The organism is Bartonella sp. OD88NMGDW, from assembly GCF_042193775.1.
In the GTDB taxonomy this organism is placed as follows: Bacteria; Pseudomonadota; Alphaproteobacteria; order Rhizobiales; family Rhizobiaceae; genus Bartonella; species Bartonella grahamii.
In genome coordinates, this window is the sequence record NZ_JBHIMA010000008.1 from 18,835 (window position 1) to 43,238 (window position 24,404).

General features: G+C 35.0%; 19 protein-coding genes and 1 pseudogene. 10 read left to right on the forward strand and 10 right to left on the reverse strand.

The genetic code is table 11. From position 1 onward, the window contains the following. The first annotated feature begins 437 nt into the window (after nt 1–437). The 3 genes from ACFIJR_RS07065 to ACFIJR_RS07075 all read left to right on the forward strand — a co-directional run bounded on the left by ACFIJR_RS07065 (nt 438) and on the right by ACFIJR_RS07075 (nt 2,946). Nucleotides 438–776, forward strand: coding sequence for a P-II family nitrogen regulator (locus ACFIJR_RS07065; RefSeq protein ID WP_273754282.1), 339 nt, complete (start codon nt 438–440; stop codon nt 774–776). Between the two features lie 59 nt (nt 777–835). Next, nucleotides 836–2,245 carry a type I glutamate--ammonia ligase gene (gene glnA / locus ACFIJR_RS07070; protein ID WP_015856529.1) on the forward strand — a complete coding sequence of 470 codons (1,410 nt, stop codon included), beginning with the start codon at nt 836–838 and terminating at the stop codon, nt 2,243–2,245. A 155-nt stretch (nt 2,246–2,400) separates the two neighbouring features. Further along, entirely contained in the window at nt 2,401–2,946 is a 546-nt protein-coding gene (locus ACFIJR_RS07075) for a hypothetical protein (RefSeq protein WP_375653880.1), read from the forward strand. Between the two features lie 34 nt (nt 2,947–2,980). Here the strand turns inward: ACFIJR_RS07075 and ACFIJR_RS07080 are convergent, their stop codons facing one another. Next, nucleotides 2,981–3,769 (reverse strand): ATP12 family chaperone protein, encoded by a 789-nt coding sequence (locus ACFIJR_RS07080; RefSeq protein WP_375653881.1) that lies wholly within the window; start codon nt 3,767–3,769, stop codon nt 2,981–2,983. 642 nt (nt 3,770–4,411) lie between these two features. On the opposite strand from ACFIJR_RS07080, the gene ACFIJR_RS07085 reads away from it, so the two are divergent. From ACFIJR_RS07085 to ACFIJR_RS07105, 5 genes are all read left to right on the forward strand, one after another. Further along, nucleotides 4,412–4,870, forward strand: coding sequence for a hypothetical protein (locus ACFIJR_RS07085; protein WP_375648340.1), 459 nt, complete (start codon nt 4,412–4,414; stop codon nt 4,868–4,870). Then, nucleotides 4,857–5,414 (forward strand): DUF6421 family protein, encoded by a 558-nt coding sequence (locus ACFIJR_RS07090; protein ID WP_375653882.1) that lies wholly within the window; start codon nt 4,857–4,859, stop codon nt 5,412–5,414. The genes ACFIJR_RS07085 and ACFIJR_RS07090 overlap by 14 nt, the downstream gene beginning before the upstream one ends. A 178-nt stretch (nt 5,415–5,592) precedes the next feature. Beyond that, nucleotides 5,593–6,063: a hypothetical protein gene (locus ACFIJR_RS07095; RefSeq protein WP_375653884.1), complete on the forward strand. Its 471-nt coding sequence runs from the start codon at nt 5,593–5,595 to the stop codon at nt 6,061–6,063. A gap of 80 nt (nt 6,064–6,143) precedes the next feature. Further along, nucleotides 6,144–6,767: a DMT family transporter gene (locus ACFIJR_RS07100; protein ID WP_375648346.1), complete on the forward strand. Its 624-nt coding sequence runs from the start codon at nt 6,144–6,146 to the stop codon at nt 6,765–6,767. 236 nt (nt 6,768–7,003) lie between these two features. Continuing rightward, a complete protein-coding gene (locus tag ACFIJR_RS07105; RefSeq protein ID WP_375626953.1) occupies nt 7,004–8,269 on the forward strand; it encodes an acetyl-CoA carboxylase biotin carboxylase subunit family protein in 1,266 nt (421 codons plus the stop codon). A gap of 968 nt (nt 8,270–9,237) precedes the next feature. Here ACFIJR_RS07105 and ACFIJR_RS07110 read toward each other — a convergent pair. The 9 genes and pseudogenes from ACFIJR_RS07110 to ACFIJR_RS07150 all read right to left on the reverse strand — a co-directional run bounded on the left by ACFIJR_RS07110 (nt 9,238) and on the right by ACFIJR_RS07150 (nt 22,586). After that, the gene (locus tag ACFIJR_RS07110) at nt 9,238–11,991 is read right to left on the reverse strand and encodes an autotransporter outer membrane beta-barrel domain-containing protein (protein ID WP_375653885.1); all 2,754 of its coding nucleotides are present in this window, start codon (nt 11,989–11,991) and stop codon (nt 9,238–9,240) included. 1,467 nt (nt 11,992–13,458) lie between these two features. Beyond that, the gene (locus ACFIJR_RS07115; protein WP_375626003.1) at nt 13,459–13,860 is read right to left on the reverse strand and encodes a hypothetical protein; all 402 of its coding nucleotides are present in this window, start codon (nt 13,858–13,860) and stop codon (nt 13,459–13,461) included. A 361-nt stretch (nt 13,861–14,221) separates the two neighbouring features. Continuing rightward, nucleotides 14,222–14,623 (reverse strand): annotated as a pseudogene (locus tag ACFIJR_RS07120) (hypothetical protein). Between the two features lie 405 nt (nt 14,624–15,028). Further along, a complete protein-coding gene (locus ACFIJR_RS07125) occupies nt 15,029–15,220 on the reverse strand; it encodes a hypothetical protein (RefSeq protein ID WP_375653886.1) in 192 nt (63 codons plus the stop codon). A gap of 170 nt (nt 15,221–15,390) precedes the next feature. After that, nucleotides 15,391–15,516 (reverse strand): hypothetical protein, encoded by a 126-nt coding sequence (locus tag ACFIJR_RS07130; protein ID WP_375649313.1) that lies wholly within the window; start codon nt 15,514–15,516, stop codon nt 15,391–15,393. Nucleotides 15,517–16,321: 805 nt separating this feature from the next. After that, entirely contained in the window at nt 16,322–17,698 is a 1,377-nt protein-coding gene (locus ACFIJR_RS07135) for an amino acid permease (protein ID WP_375626962.1), read from the reverse strand. A 532-nt stretch (nt 17,699–18,230) separates the two neighbouring features. Next, a complete protein-coding gene (locus tag ACFIJR_RS07140) occupies nt 18,231–18,506 on the reverse strand; it encodes a hypothetical protein (RefSeq protein WP_375653888.1) in 276 nt (91 codons plus the stop codon). A 401-nt stretch (nt 18,507–18,907) separates the two neighbouring features. Then, nucleotides 18,908–20,446: a histidine ammonia-lyase gene (gene hutH, locus ACFIJR_RS07145; protein ID WP_375653889.1), complete on the reverse strand. Its 1,539-nt coding sequence runs from the start codon at nt 20,444–20,446 to the stop codon at nt 18,908–18,910. A gap of 1,330 nt (nt 20,447–21,776) precedes the next feature. Next, on the reverse strand, nt 21,777–22,586 hold the full coding sequence (locus ACFIJR_RS07150; RefSeq protein ID WP_375626968.1) for a class I SAM-dependent methyltransferase: 810 nt from the start codon (nt 22,584–22,586) through the stop codon (nt 21,777–21,779). A gap of 252 nt (nt 22,587–22,838) precedes the next feature. Between ACFIJR_RS07150 and ACFIJR_RS07155 the strand changes: the two genes are divergently transcribed. Next, entirely contained in the window at nt 22,839–23,465 is a 627-nt protein-coding gene (locus ACFIJR_RS07155) for a LemA family protein (RefSeq protein ID WP_015856539.1), read from the forward strand. Further along, nucleotides 23,465–24,316 carry a TPM domain-containing protein gene (locus ACFIJR_RS07160; protein WP_375626015.1) on the forward strand — a complete coding sequence of 284 codons (852 nt, stop codon included), beginning with the start codon at nt 23,465–23,467 and terminating at the stop codon, nt 24,314–24,316. The genes ACFIJR_RS07155 and ACFIJR_RS07160 overlap by 1 nt, the downstream gene beginning before the upstream one ends. Nucleotides 24,317–24,404 lie beyond the last annotated feature (88 nt).

A 24,404-nucleotide genomic window follows, 5' to 3' on the forward strand; every position in this document is an offset into this window, starting at 1 on the left:
AGTTATCGAAAGCTTTCATAAAAAGCATGTTATTTTTTCAAATGTTTTTATCCACACACTCTTACTATTCATGATATACAAAGGTATCGTTTTGATTGATTGACGATAAAAAGATCTAAAATGAGAAAATCTTACGCTATTAGAGTTTCTCATTCCGTATAGAAAACGTCTAATTATCCTTATAAGTCAACGTATTATCTAACAAAAAAAAACAAAACTCTTTTATTATATTATTTTAATTCTTGTACAAAAATTGTAAGATTTCTTCCCAAAAAACAGTATTTGACTTTATTCTACAAAAGAAACTCTCCTAAAAGAGCATAGAGTGTCATTATTTTCGACTTTTTGTGCACAAAGTATCTGTTGGACATCTTACAGTTGTCAATATAATGTGATGCAGTCTAAAAAGACAAAATAACGTTGGAGATAATTTCAGCATGAAAAAAATTGAAGCCATTATAAAACCTTTCAAACTTGATGAAGTGAAAGAAGCGCTTCAAAAAATTGGGTTACATGGTATTACAGTAACAGAAGCGAAAGGTTTTGGCCATCAAAGGGAGCATACAGAACTTTATCGTGGCACGAAATATGTTGTTGACTTTCTACCTAAAGTAAAGATTGAAATTGTTGTGTCCGATGAAAAACTGGAACAAACTGTTGATGCAATACGTAAAGCAGCTCAAACCAAACATATAGGAGATGGAAAGATATTTGTCTTTTCCATTGATGATGCCATTCGTATAGGCACCGACGAAACTGGTATCGATGCCCTTTAATAAATAATGAGAAAATTCACTTTTTTATCCACCTCAACGCCATATTAAGGAAATTGAATATGACAACCGCATCAGATATTATCAAACAGATTACAGACAATGAAATCCGTTTTGTTGATTTACGTTTTACTGATCCACGAGGAAAATTGCATCACATTACAATGGATATCGCAGAGATCAGCGAGGATACTTTTAGTGATGGTGTCATGTTTGATGGTTCTTCAATTGCTGGTTGGAAAACAATTAATGAATCTGACATGGTTTTAATGCCAGATCCAGAAACAGCACATATTGATCCTTTTTTTGCTCAATCCACTTTGGTTATATTTTGTAATGTACTTGATCCTGTCTCTGGTGAATTTTATCGTAGAGATCCTCGTTCTATCGCCAAAAGGGCTGAGGTTTATATGAAATCTTTAGGCATTGGAGATACAATTAATGTAGGTCCAGAAGCAGAGTTTTTTATCTTTGATGATGTGCGCTATAAAACGGATCCTTACAACACAGGGTTTAAACTCGATTCAAGTGAACTTCCCTCCAATGATGACACGGAATATGAAACAGGCAATCTAGGGCATCGCCCACGAATAAAGGGAGGATACCTTCCTGTTCCGCCGATTGATTCCTGCCAAGATATGCGTTCTGAAATGCTCACAGCACTCAAGGATATGGGCGTACAGGTCGAAAAACACCATCACGAAGTAGCAGCAGGCCAACATGAATTGGGTATTCGTTTTGATACACTCGTTCGCGAAGCTGACAAGATGCAAATTTTTAAATATGTTGTACATCAAATAGCAAACAGTTATGGGAAAACAGCAACCTTCATGCCAAAACCAGTTTTTGGTGATAACGGCTCTGGAATGCATGTCCACATCTCCATTTGGAAAGATGGCAAACCCATTTTTGCAGGAAATGAATATGCCGGTCTATCAGAAACCTGTTTATTTTTTATCGGTGGTGTTATTAAGCACGCAAAAGCAATCAATGCTTTTACAAACCCATCCACAAACTCCTATAAACGTTTGGTTCCTGGTTATGAAGCTCCTGTTCTTCTTGCCTATTCAGCACGTAATCGTTCTGCATCTTGCCGTATTCCAATGAGCTCCTCACCAAATTCAAAACGCGTAGAAGTTCGTTTTCCAGATCCAACAGCAAATCCCTATTTGGCATTTGCAGCCCTTTTAATGGCTGGTCTTGATGGCATCAAAAACAAAATTCATCCCGGACATGCTATGGATAAAGATCTTTATGATCTTCCCTTAAAAGAACTCAAAGAAATCCCTACTGTTTCAGGAAGTCTGCGTGAAGCGCTTGAAGCACTTGACAAAGATCGTGGCTTTCTTAAAGCTGGCGACGTTTTTGATGATGATCAGATTAATTCCTTCATTCAAGTAAAGATGCAAGAAGTCTTGCGCTACGAAACAACACCTCATCCTGTTGAATTTGATATGTACTATTCTGTTTAAACAATCAATACGCATTCTTCTGATTTTTAAAATGGAGGCAAAAGCCTCCATTTTTGTGGATATTCTTCTCATGCAAAAGCGCAAGAGGCTTTTTGCTCATCCGCTTTTCCTTTATAATGTGTTCAATCTCTTCAAATGAATTAACAAGGTTTCTAATGCCGCGAATTTGTTTTCTCGTTCCCTTTCTTTTATGCATTGTCTCTATCACATCAACAACTCAAGCACATACAATAACCAATCAAAAACTCATAGCTCTTGAAAAAGCGGCATCCGCTTATAGTAAAGCACTTAAAAATGCCGATGCAAATGTCATCTTAAATGCTATTCCTCCCCAAATCATCAACCGCTTAACCGCTAAAAAAAATCTTAGTCAATCACAATTTCGACAAATCATGAAAAGCCAAATAGAACGGTTGGCAGAAAGTTACAAGATTGAAACGATCAACATTGACCAAAAACAAAAACGTGAAGGTACACTTGATAATGGCACCCCTTATTTTGTTATACCCGTGGAGCTTGTAACCACAACAAATGCTGGAAAAAAATGCTCTATTCAAACTGAAATTATTGCCCTACTTCACGATAACCAATGGTATTTTATCCGTAGGAATGACGAAACGCTCTTAAACATAACCAATGAACTATTTCCTGGACTTGAAAAAGTAAAAATCAATCCCCAAAAAGTCACAAAAATACTCTGAGTGAAAAGAACGCACGTAAATAAAAGATTTACCCCTATAAACAAGTTGTAACAATTGTAGCAGCAGCCTTAAATTCAACTTTTTTATGAGCACGGCGTACCATTGTTTCTTTATCTATTCCCCATTGTTCCATCATCCAATCTTCATCTAAATGGGCAATAGACCAAGCATGATCAGCATCAATATTTCCCGCAGCAACAGCAAGAGCAATGAGAGCAGATCCCGTTAAGGTTGTCATCATATGAAGTGCGGCAAGCATATAAGGAGACTCAACGCTACGTAAATAATGACTCACAGCTTGAAGTGCTTCTGGTGATTGTTCCACATGCATCAGCCCTTCTGTCAAATAAAACCTTGCACCCAGTTTTTTTTCTGCCCAGTCTAATAAAGGATCCCATTGCTCAGATTGTTTTTGCACCAACTCTTTAGGTGTCTGTGCACGATAAAAGATCATATCACACGCAACGAAACGCAATAAATCTTCAAAAACAACCTGCATATCATCAGCGATACCATCAATAACAGTATTAACCAAACGCGTCATCGGCATTTTTGCAGGATCAACAACGTGCTTTTGGTTCTCAAATTCCTGAGCAACATATTCAGCAAACACTTCTGTTGGCACATGAAAATGACGCCTTGCGGGCGTTTTAACGGGACGTTCGTCCAACAAAATCGTAAAGCCGACCTCCCCACAAGCAATCTTCACTTGCTTATAAAACCGTTTTGGGTGTGATTGGCATGAAAGATTTTGAATCTTTTGAACAGAACTTGTTTTATTCTTATTCAATGGCATATCAAAATGATCCAAAATCTCACGCATATTTGTTTACCTCTGATCTTTTCAAGAAAGCGACTGTTTTATCCAAGTTTTATACACTTTAATAAGATTAATCCGACCTTCCTATGCCTCAAAGAAGAAAAAAGATCTTGCCAATCCCAATCTGATTAAAGAGTTATATTTCATGTTTCTTTTACAAACAAGACAATGATAATATCTTTTCATATATTCAATACAGTCATGAATATAGAATAATTTTTTAAAGTATCATCTTAATTAAAAAGTTTAATACATTGAATATGATAATAAAGGTGATCACGTTTTATCATTTTTCTTATTATCCACCTACAATAATGTTATCGACACGGACAGCTTCAAAAATACTTTTTGCAAAATATTAAAGCCAAAAAGTTCATCATCCAAAAAATGATAGAATAATGAAAAGACCAAATTATATCGTAAATTTGCTCTCACATATACATTATTTTATAAAGCACTAAATTACTTAACGCATTGTGCTTGATATACTCTACATATTGCACTAGTTTAAATTTAGGCATATAATTATAAAGAATAGAGATCATGCAATCTGAAAATAATACTTTTATCTATACACTTATCCCTGCAGATACTAACTGCACAGCTGCAGCACAATAGTGGCTTGACAATCACAATCAAAATATTTTGTCCACTGACTCGAGATCCCGTATTATCTTATACACAACTCTTGAAGAAGCATTTAATGAACTTGCTCAGAAAAAGGATGGATATCTCTTAAGCTGTGCTGCTTACCCTGATTTGCATACACTCATATTTACCCGTTTAGGTGATATGCAATTATTTGACAGCTTTATCATGCCTACTCACTCTATGGTTTTAGCTAAACGCAATAACGCTGATAAAATTAAAACCGTAGCGACTCATTCTGCCCCGCAATCTTTGGTAGCTCATCAATATGACAAAGTATTTGCCAACAGCAATGCTGATGCAGCCGTTCTTTGTAAGGCTGAAAAAGCCGATGCTTGTATCACAACATCGGTTGCGGCAAATCGCTATAGGCTGAGTATTGTCGAAAATTTTGGACAAGTGCCAATGGCCTTTTTGCTCCACTCACTAAAGTCAACTAATCATGAAAAAATCTGAAGCGCTTCTTTCCATTGTTAACTTGGTTGACAAATTCCGTATGCGCCAAGAACGAGATGGGAGCATTAAGGAACCAACTTCAGCAGATAATAATATGATCAATGAATTGATCACTCTGCTGAACCACCATGCCAATATTCTTGACGGATTATCTCCAAAACTTTTAGCGACCATTTCTGATGATCTTCATCAGTGGATAATCAGCGGTTTAACGACCCCTCCTAAATTTGATAACACTTTGGCTGCTTTCAAAGCCCCATTACCAGATGCTCCCTTGTTTTTCTTGGCTCCAATGCGTGCAACAAATGGACCTGATCCAGAAGGATTCCGGTTTGAATTAGTTACAGGATATCGTCATGAAACGGCCTATCTTGCTGACGCCTCAAAATATACAAATAATTATGTATCACCATTTCAATGTATAAAAATGGGAATAGCATCAAGAGGTTTTTTAGAAGGCAATTGCATTGTTCTATTCCCAGAATCTGTAGCGGCTGCTCAAAAAATTGATAAGCAAGCATTTGCTTTGTTTTTTTTTCAGTAAATTCTTTGATATTTACAACAAGAAAACAATTGTGGAAGCTGAACGTTTACTCGGTCGAGATAGTAAATTCCTGTTCGGTCAATTGCATAGTCGTAACTTATCTAAAGAAGACATTTACGATGCTCGCTGTTTGTAGGGCTATTATCATGACTATGCACATCATACCGGACCGCGGCCATTGGATAAAAATCTGTATATAAAATTAAATTGGTTTACAGATCTTCTAGAAGAAACTAAAGTTGATTTAATTACAGTGCGTATTATGCTACAAAATCAGCCAAAATTTTGGAAAGAAATAACTGAATTTATCCTATTAGAACGCATATTCCGTTATCCAAAAGGTTCTGATCAGCATATGACATTCGATGCTGGTACAGGGATCTTGCTTTTTGAAATATTGATGCGGAACAAAGCATTGATTGAAACAAATCAAGGTTATCTTCAATTTGATTTGGAGCGTCTTGAAAAAGTAATAATATTGATGATAGCAGATATAGAAGCACTTGAAGCATTAGATGATGACGCTTATTTGGCAGGAGCTAAAGATTATATCCAAAATAATCTTGGAAAGCCGCAAACTTCACAGTCACGATTTAATTTTTCAACATCATATTATGCACAGCGAGTGATTAGAGGATTAAATCATTGAGTTTTATAAAAGGACGGTTACTATTATTTACTTTTGCCATTCTAGCATTGTTTTCCATAAGTTGGTTATTATCTAAGAATTTGGTTAGCAATATACCCGTCATGCATGCGGTTGGACTTAGGTTGTTTGCCACCGCTGCCACCTTATGGCTGATTGCAATATTTCGTGAGAAAGCTGTTTTCAGATCCCTACCATTGCTTTCCATGATACCTTCTTTTTTAATTCTCTCAGTGTTAGGATTTTCGCTGTATTTTGTATGCAGTTTTGGCGCATTAAAATCACTCAAAGCCAGTGATTTAACCATGGTGCTCGCTACTATTCCAGGTATTACCTACATATTGGGTGCACTGACGAATAGCCTTACGTTCTCATGGTTAAAACTTATCGGTATGATCATTGTCAGTGTAGCGGCTATAGCATTTAATATAAACAGTGCAGAGGGTGGATATTACAGCCTAATAGGAACAGCTCTTGCTTTAACAGCAGCACTTTCTTACTCTGCTTATGGCTTATTGTCTAAACGTTATCTTAAAAATTTACCTTTGCTCACCTCATTGGCTTGGATCACGACAATTTCTGCAGCATCATTTATGCCATTATTTATTTTTGATCCTGCCCCACTCTTATATCTTAAGTTAGAAGATATATTTAAAATATTGATTTTAGGAACTGTTTGCTCGGCACCAGTTTACGTATTATACTAAAAAGTTTTAGCCGAAGGAGGCGTATTATACGCCAACACTATCGGCGTATTATCCCCTTTTGCAGTGATTGCATGTGAATGGATAATCGGCTCGAGCCCTTCTCTCAATATGATCAAAATAATTGCTATGATTGTAGTTGTTATAGGGATGACACTCTTATTTATAGATGCATCAAAGGTATCTACATGGCAACATAAACGCCATTCTCAAAACTCCAAATTTAATGAGGAAACAAAATGAAAAAACTCGCGTTAGTTTGCCAGCGCAATGCAAAATTACCATTTATATTTGAAGCAGCACAAGCAGCTAATATCGAATTAGTAATGATCTATGATACCGCTGAAAGCGTTCCCTCTCAACACCCTGCAGCAGTAACTTCAACTTGGCAACTTCCTGTTTTTGATAACCCAGAGGCAGCTCTAGACACTTTTGCAACGGGAGCAAAAGAACGCAATATTTCTGGGGTTATGACCCTTCGCGAAGAAGCCATCCTATGGACAGCTTTGGCTGCAAAAAAAATCAATACTCCAAGTATTGAACCAGAAGTAGCAGCATTAACCAGAAATAAATATCTCATGCGTCAAGCTTTTGCTAAAGCAGGCTTAAGAACACCAAGATTCTTTTATATAGATAATCCAGAAGACCTATCACAAATACAAGCCTTGGATTATCCACTCGTTATTAAACCCGTCTCTGGATGGGCAAGTGCAGGCGTAATGTTAGCTAAAAATTCCGCCGAACTTCCTGATCTCATTAAAGCCGTATGGAATGTTCAGCATAAAGACATGGCACGTTTTAATGATAAAAATAAACCTGTAGGTTTAGTTATAGAACAGTATTTGCCAGGAAAAGAGTTTGTCGTAGAATGCTTTGTTGATACAGCAGGTGTACATGTTCTGACCGTTGGAGACAAGGGACAGCCTGAGGGACCATGGTTTGAAGAAACAATTTATCGTCAACGCTGCGATATAGATGATCCTTTAATTATTGCTTTATGTGAGGCTGCATGCTCTGGAGTTAAAGCTCTTGGCATAAATATGGGCGCTGCCCATGTAGAGCTACGTCTAGATGCTAATAATTTACCTTATATAATTGAGATCGGCGCTCGTATAGGTGGATCAGGTGTCTCCCATTTTATTGTTGAGAAAGGTACAGGGATTTCATTTGCAAAACTATGTATGAATGCCGCTTTAGCTGAACCAAACCCAAACCTTCCCGATATACTCCCAGCTGAAAAAGTGGCTGCAAATTACATTATTCCTCTTCGTGGTCATGGACGGTTTTCTGGATTTTTTGGTCTAGATAAGGTTGCGCAGCATCCTCAAACCGCCAGAACTATCATTTTCTTTGAAACCAATCATACTTCACCACCTCCACCAGCATTTGGTGGATATCCTGGTTTTATTTTCTCTGTTCATAACTCAAACGAAGAAGCACGCAATTACCATAAATGGCTTGATGACACCTTAAGCATCATATGGAAACACCACGTTTATCAATAGTCCGATAAAGATATTTCTACTGACCCTCAACTTTGATATAAATCTTATCGATACAAATGAAGTCACAATGCGAATGCCTAAAACTTCGCAAATATCTTTCCATTAAAGATGCATATTTCAAAAAACAGAAATTGAGGGAAATATGATCTACTTTTACACCCCATTTTAATAAAAGCTCTTCAATGTTTCTGTATTTGAAACAATAATAAAAACTTCTAAACGACTTTTTCGATACGACCAACCTCTTCTCCCCACGTCTCAAAGAAGAAAAAAAGATCTTACAGCCCCCACTCTGATTTAAAAGTTATATTTCATATCTATTTCACAAATAAGACATGATCTTCTTCACATATTCAATACAGCCATTAGAACAATTTTTTAAAGCATTTATCATTATAAGAACTGAAGATGTTGAATTTGATGGTAAAAGTGTTCAAGCTTTACCACTTTTCTCATGATCCACCTACAATAATGCTATCGATACGAACAGCTTCAAAAACGCTTTTTACAAAATTTAAAAGCATAAAAATGCGTATTATCCACGAAACAATAGCGCTTTATATTTGACATATGCCCTCCTTTGCTTAACAGCAAAAGCTCTTAAATCAACAGTCAACACACCTCCCTGCCTTTCATGATTGATATCAGCAACTTCAAACGACAATACTTTACAGCATAATAGGATAATAAGGCTACTATTTTAAAAAGCTGATGACGAATACATCCAAAATATCTATAGCCAAAATAACACAAATAGATTTACAGTCTCATTATCAATTTTTTTGAAACATTTAAGCCCCCCTATCAACCAGATAAAAAAATAAATCAACGTGATCCTTTCATACTTATTAAAACACATGATGCCATTATTAAAAGAAGCAATTAAAATTGCTGCACTATCAATGGTTTAAATCAAGGAAATAAAACAAAACTTTAAAAATCACATTTATTATTTTTAAAAAGATTTATTAAAAATGATAGCGCAAACCACCAGAAAAATGAACTCCAGAAAAACCAGCCTTGGTTAACCTATGCTGATAGCTAACATCACTGTGGAGTGTAACTTTAGAAGAAAACTGTGAATTGACACCCAAACCAACTTCTAAGGAAGAGCCAAAAGAACCCAACTGGAAAGCATCTTTAAAATGAACAAATTGTTCTTTATCAAAACAACGAGCAAGATGAATATTACCATAAAAAGAAGTGATCCGATCCTTTTCAAATGCTGTAAATGTTTTACTTAAACGTCCACCAATACGCACAAACCATTGACCTATTTTTTTCATCTCAACATCAAATCCATCAATATCACGAAACTTATCAAATTGAAGATATTGATAAATAAGCTGAAGTTGCGGATCAAAAATAAGATCTTTATATCCTGTCATAAACACTTTACCAGCAGAAAACGAAACGTTCAAAGGATTTGCTTTTAATGTCGCCGTCTTACCCCAAGCATGGGTAAGCACATCCCCTTTAAACAAACCATAAGATAAAAGACCATCTATATAAAAACCAGTGTTGTGTTTCACACTACCGTATGTCGTAAATGACCATTTATTAAACGTACTCTTTTGGCTTTGTTCCACGTTACGAGGTTGTAAGGAAAGCTTTCCATAGGTTCCCATAATCCCAAAAGATGTTGTACTATATGCGCTCTCTATTGTTTTGAGCAAAATGTTTGTTTTTATAGCGTTATAATCAACGTTACCATCGTACCCATATTTAAGTTTAGAAAGATCTGAGACATAACGATAACTCCCACCATAACCGTGGACAGATAAAGCAAAATTCCCTTCAACTTTTAATAATTTTCGAGGAATAGACTGCGTAACTTGCAATTCCTTTTGTTGATTACTGATATCCATGAGTCCAATATGAAACAAAGCATTCGGTAACAAAAGATAGGTTGGAACTTGTGGAACAACCTCTCTGACCTTTAACTCAGAATGAGGGATAACAGACACTCCCAAAGAAGGCTGAATATACTTACTTTCAAGGCGAAAATCCCAAAAATCTCCATTTCCATCAACCAATCTTTGAGAAATTTGTGCATTTCCAAGAGTAGAATCTGGACCATAAGCATGAAGATAATATCGGTAAGGCAACCCTTCTAATGCAATATAAGCACGATCTAACTGAAAAGAATCTTCTGCCGCTTTTCCAGAAACCTGAATAAGTGAAATACTATGAACATTTTCACCGGTTGCTATCTCACCTTGGTTTCCTGTGACAAATTGCACATAAACTGTCGTTTTTCCAGAAACATCACCATGTATCAAAAGCCGATCAGTCTTTTTATTATCGAGCAAACCATCACTACTGAAATGTGTATTGAGATAAATATCTGCCCTATCTTGCGCACTATAAACTTCTTTCTCTCCCTCCCCAATATAAAGTGTCTGATAATCCTGAAAAATTGGAGTTTCAAAAGCAATAAAACTATCAGAAACTTTCACAAATGAAATAAATGAACTTGTGCGGTTTGCAGCTTGCGAAGCTATCTCTCTTCTTTTTGTCAAAAACCATTTTGATCCCCTTATCAAATAAAGCTCAGCAATAGAATCATCGGCAACACGAGTCCCTCCTATCAATGAAGAAGAATCAGCCAAAATCGCTACAGTCCCTCCCTTTTCAGCTGTTAATAATAAGTCACCAAAAATTTTTGTACCTTCTGTTACTGCAATATAACTACGACTATTATTACTGTGAATAGCTGTCCCATCTGGAACCTCAAAAATCGTCCTTTTCAAAAAGACAAGTCCCTGTTCATACGCATCATTCCCCCCATCCATCTCAAAATACATACCATGTTTATTACCTATTGCTTTAATTATTGAATCTTCAATATTAACCCGCGAAATTAAAATATTTCCTTCCCTTCCATTATTGGATGGTGTGTTAGAATCTTGTCCAACTGTTAAAACATGAACATCCGTAGAAATAATATTAGTATTTTTTAAATAAACAGAGCCCTGATGTTTTACATTGAAAACTGTATGTGCAATCTTTTCACTTGTATTTTCATTGTCTTCTGTTTTTTGATATTTTGAAGTAATGGTAACACCATCTAAAGTCGCACTCCCCCCTCTCCCCACATAAAGCGCAGCAGCATCATTCACATCAATAAAACCACTTTTCATCTGAATACCCGCATCAGCCCTAACGAAAAGAGCACTCTCTTGACCGATACCCAAACCTTCCACTTTAATTTTTGTATTCGTTAACGTAACAGATGCTCCTCGCTTCTCTGCATAAGCCGCAAACTGAGAAGCCTCAATTGTTCCACGATTAACCTCAATCATTCCACTATCAGCTTTAAGACCTATTGACACATTTTTAAAAGCTGAATCACTCAAAACAATTCTTCCCCCTTGTGATACAGAAACACCATAAATATCTTCTATACCCGCAGTAGCTTCAACCTCTACACGCATTGCCTGAATAACTGTATTTGGCTCCTGCACTACTATAGCAGCAGGCAATATGAGAGAACTACCCTCCCCATTCTTTTCTTTAACAGGTACCGTGAACTTATATACTTTATCACTAATTGTATGCTTTACACCATCACTGCATTTATAAGGCAATTTGTTTTCGTCACATGACAGTGATGTATATGAATGAGAATGCGCCTCAATATTTATATTTAATAAAAAAGAAAAAATAGCTGCTGTAAAAACACACGAATACAAGTGATTTTTAGATACCTTGGTTATCATTGTTTTTCAAAACTCTCTTTTTTTCAACAAAACAAAAAATGCTGGCAAAAAAAACAAACCACGAATTAAACACAATAAGAATAAAACAAATTGATATTTTTTGTTTTTTATGATAAATTATAGCATACTCATAATATGTTTTGTATTTTATGTAAAGAAAGAACAAAAAGTTTAAAAACACCATTTATGATGACAATCTCTTTAAAGAGTGCATCTCAAAAAACGCGAAAAATGTGAATTTCGAAGAGATATAATATTCAATTTATCTCACCACCGAAAAATAAAAATGCAACAAAATGATAACAATTTTTAAGATTTAAACAATCGAACCGTTTTAATAAAAATACGATATAATGAGATACATTATATGAAAGCTATAACAGCATCATTTCTTTAACTACAATAAAAAAACAAAAAATCGCACACTAATTTATAACCTAATGTACACAATTTCTGTATTAAAAATGCTAGTATCTAACAAAAAAATTATCATAAAATGAAAAGATCTTTATATCAAAATTACTTGCATAATACTTTAGATCTTTTGATAAAATCTAAAATACAGTAAAACACTCACCATCTTAAAATTAAAAAACACCAAAATAAAATTTCATCAAAATCAGTTTTATGAAAGCTATCTGTTTATTATCATTAAAGCAGATATTTTAGCAAAGCTATTATTTGACATTCTTTATATTGAATAAATTTCTCTAAACAACAACTCACTATCCTCCACTATCATCATCTGACAACAACACTATTGCTAATCTCGTAGCTGATGAATATAACTATATTGGAGACAAAAGAGCTGTATTTTTCTCTTCTCCCGTTTAATATTTTCATTCAATTATTGATTTAAAATGAGTATTCTACTGTTGATGATCACTTGTGCAAAGCTTTTTTTATTTACTAGCGTTTTTTATCATTCATCAAGACGTAACATCTTTTTCGTCTAATTGGTACACCAAAAATATCATTATCTATAACCTGCTGATACCTTACTACCATTAAATTTGCTAAAAATGAATCACTTCGCGATACTGATAAAAGTAGATTCTCTTTGAATCTTGTGGTTTGTATCGATAACCTGCTTTAGTCATGCATTCATAAATTGCTGCAAACTCACTTGCACACGAATCCATATTTTCAGGAAAAGCGTAGATTGGCTGCCTGCCACATTTGAACAGTGCTTGTGAGATCGTAGATTCATTGACATTGGGCTTTTCTCATAATGCCAAGATCGATTGGAGGAGATTTGCTAACACATCCAGCAGAGCTTAATAAAATTATAACACTCAATAATTTCAATATTTTTCATTTCCCCCCTTCAATATTTACGATAGAAAGGCTGAAAAACTTGTTAGTATTTTCTCGCATACAAGATGGCTAGTACATTAAAAAAAAGAAACCCCGCCCCCCATGCGAGAAAAAGAATATGAGGATTATTGATTACAGAAACATCAATACCTAAGGTTGACATTCAGGTTGTTCTTTATGCTCTTTACAATGAGGACTATTCAAACGCCTCTCTACACTTCGCTGAGGAATAACTGCATCAGGCTGACAAATTGGAAGATTTTCATATTTCTCACACCACTTCACCCTTCCCAATTTATCTCGGAAACCTGCTTGGATCATACATGCATTCTCTGCCTCCTCAGCATTGAATTTCTCATCCATACTTGTTTCTGTATCAAGCCGACCATCCAAATGCTGCACTCCGCATTCCAACAGAGCTTTTTTGATCTCAAGCTGATCTGCGCCGGGCTTTTCCCATGCATCTACAGCTGTTCGAGAAGGCTGTTCTTCGTAACATCCAGCCATAACAAATAAGGTTATCCCGCTTAATAATTTTAAAATATGCTTCATTTTCCTATCCTTGAGTAATTTTGGCACGAAACAATCTATAAATTATTTTACATGCTATTTTTTATTTTCAAAACAATGATGGACATTATCAACCTTTATTATTTTTATCTTCCCGAAGATTATAACATTATTTTTATATCAAAAATACGGTAAAATTATTACTAAAATCATATTCTATCAACGGCATGCTTATAATTATTATCAATATTTTGATTACAACAAAAATAGATATTTTTATATTATTGCGCCTACAGTTGTAGTACCCATAAATAAATAGCATTGAAATGGTGACTTAAGGACACCCCAGTGCACAGGCATGAAAAACATGAAGATAGGGATTGTTGATCATCATCAGCAAAAATTAAGACTGATATTCAGGAGCGGTTTTATATTTTTTACAAAACGAGCTGTTCAAACGCTTCTTGACACTTCGTTGCGGGATAACAGCACTAGGACGACAAATGGAGAGGTTTTCATCTTTATTAAGTATAACACCAATATAGTCCTCCCCATTTGTAGTGGAATTTTGCTTGGATCATGCAAACATCAATGGAAGCCACTGCATTGATGCTTAACTTTTTATTTTCTGGAAAGATATCATAAGGAGCTGGCATGCCACATTCTAACAGTGCTTTTCTTACCTCAGTAAAGTCTGCTCTAGGTTTCTCCCAAGCACTCAAAACTCCTAGTGGGGCTTGTCGATGTTATATCCAGCGATATTTGACAGAATGAGACCACTTAATAATTTTAAGATTTGTTGCATTTTTTTCTCCATAAATAACCTAAACCTAAATTATCTAAAATCGAATAAATTAGCATAATATGAAGCGTTCCATAGTGCATTGCACACGTATAAGGCGCATGACTATAAAAATTCTAGGATCATAGGCGCCTACCGCTCTCCTCTCCTTTCGCATGGGAATTGCTGGTGGAAATAATATATAGGGAAACTCCAAGGATACCTTATAAAAAGTAGGTGGATTGTGACCAAATCCTATACCAATGGGGTTAAGTAAATGGTTTTGTAGGTAAACATGATCTTTTTCGCCATCATTTACGACATATAATAGATTTTCTATCGATAGAGCCTTATAAGCTGTTCCCAAAAGATAGATATTGTTTCTTTGCTATATTGTGGATATCTCGCTTTTTAAAGTCACGCAATCCTTTACTTTGGGGGGCTACGTGCACGAACAATCGCGACTATATTGCCATTTAGCCCGCCAATCAAACTATTATCGATTTTGTGTTTTACATCTCTATAATCAAAACGTTTGGCTGCGCCCCTTACATCTTTTATGGTACCAAGAATGCCCACATTGACAGATCCTGTCACACCAACAAAGGACTTTTCAGGCATTTCTTGTATCTTAGAGATATCATAGTTTTCCGAAAGCGTGATATTATTTCCAGCATCAACGTTGACATCACACTCTGCTGAAACATTTGTCGGCTTACATGTTTACATCATGATCAGCAATAATCTGCACCTCTCTGCGCTTTGAAATAGGATTGAACGGAGCTATTTTCCTATTGATCGCCAGTGTCTTTCGCACTCGCACCCACAACAGAAGCACCGCTGCTGCTCTTTTCAATCTGAAAGCCAAAGCCTGTGTGCTCTTCCTGTGTACTTGAACTATGATTACTATGACCCACAATACAGTTGCGGAGTGCATTTTGTCCTTCTCCACTTGTGATAAAAATTATCCCGTATCAATATTATAAAAAATAAGTTAGATCCTTGCTCTTTTGCTCGCAATAACAACAAGAATCGTAAAACTGTCACACGTTCATTGTTCTCTTTAATTTACTCTTCTATGAAATTTTATTGTGATACCTTACTGCTCTTTATTGAAGTTTTTGCAAACGCAATGATACAATGACTTTGATTATTCACTATTTTCTACCAACGCCAATCCTCTTTGAGAAAAAATAATAGACAATAAAAAACTTCTCCCCTTTACCCCATAACAACTCAAATATCCTTTTAAAGGATACAGAAGACTCCAACCCTTCTTTTCGAGAGAATACATCTAGAACTTTATCTTCGCTTCTAAAAGCAATAGTAGTTTCTTAAACAACAAAATTTAAACAACAAATTTTTTAAAGAGCTTATAAAATAATAAAAACAATAACTTACCTTGTAAAACAGAACTCCATTAATACGTTTAGAAAAAGATATCTGCCTATAATCTTGTCTCTATTAAAATCTATTTGCATTGTTAAGCATTTTAACATGAAAGACTTATATTGATTTCAAAGCTCACCATAAAAAAATGCCCAATATTTATATGATTTGGCCGTTAGCATAAGCAATGGCTCACAAAAACTTCCAAAGCAAAATAATAACGAGCAGATTTTTTTCAATCTCAATTGTTCTAATCTTTAGAGTATAACAATCAAACAACTGTTCTCCTGATGACATCAGTTATTTGTTTTGAGTTTTATCTCTATTCACATTTTATTGCTGTTTCTTTTGCTTAAAATTATAAAGTTTAAGTGCATAGAAACAAATAACAAGCCAAACAATCCAACTAAAACCTATAATTAAAATTGGCCGTGTCTCATCAAAATACCATAAGAGAATAAAAATAAAAACCATAAATAAAATAGAAAAAATCGATCCTATTGGCCAAAATGGAATTGGAAATTTTAAACCATTCTGTGCTTCTTTAGGCATCTTAATTCGCATAAAAAATTGTGAAAGTAGAATCATCATCCAAACAAAAACTGTCGCAAATGTTGCCATTGCAGCAATAAGAAAAAAAAGCTTTTCATGGTAAAAATAATTAAGGACAGCACCAAGAAGAAAAATACCGAAAATCATCAAAATAACAAAAATCGGTATACCATTTTTTGATAAATATTGAAACTTCTTTAAAGCATAACCTTCCTGCGATAAACCATGTATCATGCGACAAGCACCATACATTCCACTATTCATTGCAGAAATAGCCGCTGTAACAACAACAATATTTAAGATATTTGCCGCATATGAAATCCCAAGATTTTCAAAAATGGATACAAAAGGGCTGTCCATAAGACCAATCTCATTCCAAGGATAAAGTGACATTAAAATCGCTAACGTCATGACATAAAAAAGCAAAATACGAACTGGAGTAGAATTAATTGCCTTTGAAATTGTTTGATGAGGGTTTTGAACTTCCATGACTGCCATCCCAATGATTTCTATACCACCAAAAGCAAAAACAACAACACTAAAGCAAGCTAAAAAACCAAACCAACCATTGGGAAAAATACCACCATTTTTCCATAAATTATGAACAGTAACGGTAGAAAAATCTGCACCTTCACCCCACCCAAAAAAAATAATTGCTATTCCTAAAATAATCATTGCAATGATAGCGATAACTTTAATAGAAGATAGCCAAAACTCTAGTTCACCATAGACTTCTACAGCAGCTAAATTAATACCTGTAATGATTAATGTAATACTCAGTGCCCATACCCAAGGAGCAACATCAGGATACCAAAACCCCATATAAGTCGCAAAAGCTGTAATATCAGCCAAACCAACAAGAATCATCTCAAATACATATGTCCATCCCGTTAAAAAACCTGCTAATGGTGATATGTAATTTGCCGCATAACGAGCAAAAGAACCAGGTAATGGATTATGAAGTATCATCTCTCCTAGAGCCCGCATAACCATAAAAATAGCTAAACCAGCAATACAATAGGCAATCAAAACACTGGGACCCGCAAGCTTAATTGCCTGTGCAGACCCATAAAAAAGACCTGTTCCAATAGCAGAGCCAAGAGCTAAAAAAATAACTTGGCGCTTACTCATCCCTCTTTTCAGTTCATTTATTGCCATTTCTTTCCTTACTTTATTGAAATGCTGACAATCCACACCACGATAATAGCTCTATGAGAAATAAAGCCTCATGTTTCTTTCACAAATATATTTCAAAAAACATTGAAGACCAGCCAGTCCAACACTTTGCTCTAAACAATGAAAAAATACTTTTATTGCGAACTATCTAGCTTTTACAGCCTGCAATTTCGTATTATTTTATTCAAATAAAGTGATAATGAATTTTTTTGTAATTGTCATTTAATTCATTTCGTATTCTCTAGTTTTTTACAGAGAAAATTAACCTTAATGTAATCTAAACTTTTAGGCTTTTATTTCAGTGCACTGAAATAAAAGCCTAAAAATTCATAACAAACGCATTAACTATGCGTACAATTAATTTTTTGTTACTTTAAGTAAACTCTCTTTGGGTCCAGAAAACAAACCTTTTACACCAATTGAACAGCTCAATCAATGATAATACGAATCTCGCCAATTTTCAAAAGTATGAGAAAGGGTATCTACAGCCCATCTTTTAAGGACTCCAACTGCCTTAACTACAAGCTTTCCAATGAAAAAAATATACGGTTAAAATAGCATCTTTGACTGTTGGTCCGATGATAGCATTCTCCTTACCTATAGAAGTTTGCCCTGAGATAGCAATAAAACTTTTGTTTTTCGCTGAAATAAGAGGCTCTTTCTCTTGGTCCACTATCATAATGAAAACTTCCTCTGGAAAGCCACCTCTCCTAAAATTTGCATGAATCTCGAGAATTTGAGAGAAAAAAAGAACTGTTGTTAAAACACATAATCTAGCACTTTTAACCATTTCTTTCTCCTTTTTTATTTAAAATATCAAAAATGAACTATAAAATTCATAAATTATTAAAAAATAAGAATAATATACAATAATTTTTTTACTTAATACAATACATAAAATATAATATTACAATATATAATTTGTGGATATTATTTAACTTATATTAAAAAATTTGATAGAAATCAGAAAGTATATGTATTTTAAATTTATAGTTTTTATAAAATTATGATGATAAATCCAGATCACTATAAAATAACAAAATATTTATTTGGCTACAAACAACATATATGTACAGTAATAAATACATAATTTATTAAATAATTTAAATATAGTATTGATCTTCTATATTTTCATATGAGGAAGTTTCAAAATTCAATATCCGCCCTTCATCATTGTCCCTAAAATAAATATTATTGAAAACTTAATGAAGGAAAAATTGTTTCTGGTAAAACAGATAATAAGTGCCCTTCACGCACAAGTATATGTGCTTGATGAAGATCTGGAGCCATATAGCGATCTTCCTTAAGAGAAGCAACATTTTTGCGTAAACATTCCATAACAGATTGCAAAAAAGTACTTGTTTTTAAAGGTGCACGATATTCAATTCCTTGTGCTGCAACAAGCGTTTCAATGCCAATAAGTGTAAAAAGATTTTCGCTCATTAGCAATAACCGACGAGCTCCATGGCAAGCCATTGAAACATGATCTTCTTGATTGGCTGAAGTTGGTGTTGAATCAACGGAAGCAGGATAAGCCATTTGCTTATTTTCAGACATTAAAGCTGCTGCTGTTACTTCAGCAATCATAAAACCTGAATTAAGACCCGCATTATGCGCTAAAAAAGCTGGAAGTCCATAAGAAACTGCTGGATCAACCATAAGAGCAATACGCCGTTGAGAAATAGATCCTATTTCACATAAAGCAAGAGCAATCTGATCAGCAGCAAACGCTACAGGTTCAGCATGAAAATTCCCACCTGATACAACTTCACCATTCCTTAAAATCAATGGATTATCTGTAACAGCATTTGCTTCAATAATCAGTGTTTTTGCTGCTGCCAGCAAAATATCAAAACATGCCCCCATGACCTGTGGCTGACAACGTATACAATAAGGATCTTGTACACGCTCATCACCCCGTAAATGTGCTGCACGAATTTCTGAATCCTCTACAAGCTTTTCTAATGTTTTCGATACGGCAATTTGCCCATAATGTCCTCGTAAAATATGGATATCAGGATGAAATGGCGCCGTTGATCCCATAATGGCATCTGTCGTCAAAGCTCCTGCCAGCAATCCACCACACAATGCCCGATAAGCTCGAAAAAGACCGGCAAGTGCAAGGGCTGTTGATGTTTGAGTCCCATTAATAAGAGCTAGACCTTCCTTTGCCTCTAAAATAATAGGGGACAATCCCGCTTTCTCTAATGCAACCGCTCCACTCATACGAATATTTTGAAAAAATGCTTCTCCTTCTCCCATCATAACAGCCGCCATGTGAGCAAGTGGAGCTAGATCACCTGAAGCACCAACAGACCCTTTTTCAGGGATGACAGGAATGACGCCCTTTGCAAGCATATTTTCCAGCAAATTTACCAATTCTAGACGAACTCCTGAAGCTCCTCTTCCTAAAGAGATAAGCTTTAAGCTCATTATCAAACGCACAATATTTTCAGCTAAAGGCTCTCCTACCCCACAACAATGGGACAAAATAAGATTTCTCTGTAAAACAGCGACATCGTCCGCATCAATTTTAATGGAAGCCAACTTCCCAAAACCAGTATTAATACCGTACACAGGCTCACTTCCAGCAGCAATTTCAGCAATGCGCTGAGCCCCTTTCTCGATAGCTAAATGCGTATCATTATGAAGTTTACTCACTTCACCATTAAAATAAATAGCCTCAAGTTCACTAAGCGTCACCTCGCTTGGTTTTAGTATAATAGTCATAATTTACTTTCTTTTTTAATCAAAGCGTAATGTTTAGCATTATTGATCCTTCTATAAAACAAAAAAACTATAACGACTCTTTAAAACGAGAATACTTTCTTAAAGGTATTCCTTACGATGGAGTCATTATCCAAAAGTAGAATAGTTGACGATAAATGAAATATTGACAAGCACAACCAAGGTCATGGATTTCAAAAATAGATAACGCATTAATTTATAATCATAATCTAGCATTATTTATATTGAATTTGATAAGAGATCCGAACATCTTAAGATTCTCCCATTCTAAATCTGTGTATGTTGAATTAATCAAAACCATTCGCTTGAACGTCATAAGCGAGATTGGCGTATGGATAAAACTGTACAAAAAAGAACTAAAACCCCTCTTATGAACCGTCTCAAGGGCTGTCGCAACATTGGGAAATGATAAACTGTGTGATGGTGCAGACTTGTTCTTGTGTATGAAGCGTAAAGACGAAGGACTCAATGAATTTATCATATGGATATATCATTAAGCTATTCCTACTAAACTTATAAAAATCTTAGACAGATAGCTGTCACAATCTATCATGATTGCAAAAATTAAACTCTATAGAAAATTAAAAAACTTATTTAACATATCACAACATAGAAGAAATTAAGCTTATTTACCACTTCTAAAATTGTATTTAAAGCGCCAGATTGAAACCTGAAAAGTACATCTTCAATAAAACCACACAAGACTCGAACTAACCCGTTATTTAAAATAAAAATAAAAGAAGCTTTCTTATATCAAAAAATTTAATTAACATATTGTTTTTATATTATATATTTAAAAAGAGAAATGCTTCATATAACATATTTATATTTTACTTTTTTGTTATATTGAATCTGAATTTAGAGATAATTTCAGAATTAGTTTTTTTAAAGATTCTTCCAAGCCATTACCCTTTTTCTGCAAATTTCTGATTATGATAATTTTTGTATTTTTTCAGTTATTTTTGTCAAAATTTAAGAACTCTCATTTAATAATAAGAAATAAGCGTAAAAACAAAGAATTATCAAATATTTCTATTCAATCTACCTCTTCCCCTTTTATAAAATAATCTGTTGTTAAACTACAGTAAAGAAAGCACTCCGATGCTATAATTTAGTTCATAAATTTTCTATTTAAAACTCTCTCATATAAAGTGAACAATAAAAATAAGATGTAATATGTAATAAGATGTCAATTTGAATGCTGAAGAAGAAAAAACTCTCCCCCTCAAAATCTACCTTAATAATACGTTAATCTCCTGAATACCGCCTACTCTGATGTGCTAAAAGAGCAAAAGCAATCATCGATATCAGATTATCCTGCATACATATAGAGCTCACTTCGATACAAAAGCTCCAAATTACCTTGCACTTCATATTTCTTTGTCAATGCAACCAATTGCCGCAAATATTCTTCCCCATAGCAAGCAATAGCACGTTGCGCTTGCGTTGAAGAGCGGCTCATTCCAATAAAAGCTTCAGATGGGATCATCATCGTCCAATTGTGCGTATGGAAAAAAATCTTTTCTGGATCTACCCCAAAGCCATCACTCATTTCCTGTAAAAAATCAAAATTACGATAATACCGGGAATAGTTCGGACTCATTTTCTCTAACAATGTCTCATAAGCCTCTAGAAATTCACTATGCTTGAAATCACGATTATTTTGAATAACAGCCATGACACCATTGACTCGAAGTTGATCTGAAACAGAACAAAGCAACTTAGGACGATCCATCCACTGAAACGCTTGCGCTGCAATGACAAGATCGACCTCACCAATTTGAGGCAATAGGTCTTCGGCACGCCCCTGATACCACTGCACCGTAGGAAATTTTCTTCGCCCCTTCTTAATCATATCTGCCGATACATCGATAGCATGATATTGGTGCTCATTTCCTAAAAAATTAACAACTCCCTCTAGTGCGATACCTGTCCCAGCCCCCACATCCACAATGGACAAATGCTTTTTGTTCTTAAAAGGATGGAGCATGGTTTTAAATAAAGTTAGGGGGTAGCGAGGACGATAACGATCATAATCATTAGCCAATCCATCAAACTTTTCACTTTGCCGTTGAACACTTTCTATCACAGGATTTTCCCCTTTCCCAATTATTATATGCATGTTTTGAAACAAAAATACTATAAAAATAATATATTTTCCTGTAATAATAATTTATATGAATATCATTGATCTTTTATAAGATGACCTCTATATTACCGCTATTATTTTAATATCAACAAGTCACTTAAGCGTTCCTAAAACGCATAGAGGTGTCAGTTTATTGATAAATATGCCTGTTGATAAAATTCAAAATACTTTCCAGCAAGAAGATAAACCCTATATAATACATAAAATATCTGTGGAGACATCTTTATGTTAAATGTACAAACTTCTTCAATGTTTAAAATATTAAAACAATTTTCAATCGTGATTTTTTTGGCATGGTTAGTGCCATTTTTAAGTGGGTGCGGATTTAATACGATACCAACAAATGAAGAAAAAGCACATGCAGCATGGAGTGAAGTGCTCAATCAATATCAACGTCGTACAGATCTCATCCCCAATCTTGTAGAAACAGTTAAAGCTTACGCAGCTCATGAACAAAGCGTTTTCACAAATGTAATTGAGGCACGTGCCAAAGCAACGCAAGTCAACATTAATGCAGATATGTTGAATAATCCAGAAGTTATGCAGCAATATCTCAAAAATCAAGCAAATTTATCAAGTGCCCTTTCGCGGCTTATGGCTGTTGTCGAAAACTATCCGGATCTTAAAGCAAACCAGAACTTTCTTGCTCTTCAATCACAATTAGAAGGAACAGAAAACCGAATTTCCGTTGCGCGCCGCGATTATATTGAAACAGTACGTGCTTACAATACTGCTCTCAAAACAATGCCGACGATGATTTGGGCAAAGCTATGGTTTCGTGATGCTAAACCTATGCCTACTTTTACCATCGATACTGATAGCCAACAAACACCAAAGGTTAATTTTAATTAATGAAAATATTTCAACACTCTATACAACGTCGTATTTTTCTACGTTTATGGGTTCCTTTGAGTATTCTATATTTGATCATTGCATTGGGGAATGTCACTTACGCACACACTAAGTTTCCTCCCTTAACCGGCTATATCAACGATATGGCTCATTTACTTGATCATGCAACACAAAGAAATTTAACGGAAAAGCTAGCTACACTCGAAGAGAAAACAGGAGATCAAATCGTTCTTGTGACGCTCCCTACTCTTTCGGGCAATGATATAGAGACATACAGCAATTCTCTTTTTCGTACATGGAGATTAGGTCAAAAACAAATCAATAACGGCATATTAATCGTCATTGCACCAAATGAACGCAAAGCACGTATTGAGGTAGGCTACGGTCTGGAAGGAGAACTAACAGATGCCATTTCCTCTGTCATTATTAATAGCTTCATGATTCCTAATTTTCGTGAAGGAAATTATCAAAAAGGAATTGTCGAATCCGTTCACGCAATTATCAAAGTGATCACACAAAGTGATGCTGATTTTTCTTTTCGAATCAATCAAAAAGCTAAAGCTGTTGAAGAACAACGCAAACAAGCTGAAAAAGAAGAAATGATTACAAATACAATCACGTTTCTCATTCTCTTTATAGTCATTTGTTTGCCCATTCTTGCTATGATTTTTGGTAAAAAAATAGGTCCACGAAAGTATCTTTGGCTGGGTATTGTCTTCACACCTTGGTTTTTAAACTTAAATGCGAGCGGTAGAGGTTCTGGTGGAATCTTTGGCGGACCTTCAGGGGGAGGAGGATTCAGAGGTGGTGGTGGATCATCAGGTGGTGGCGGTGCAACAGGAAGATGGTAAAACGAGCATAACGATTTTTTTAATAAAATTCATTGCACTTCTTATAAACTATCTCTTAATCCTGTTCTTTTTTTATTTTTCTGATTAT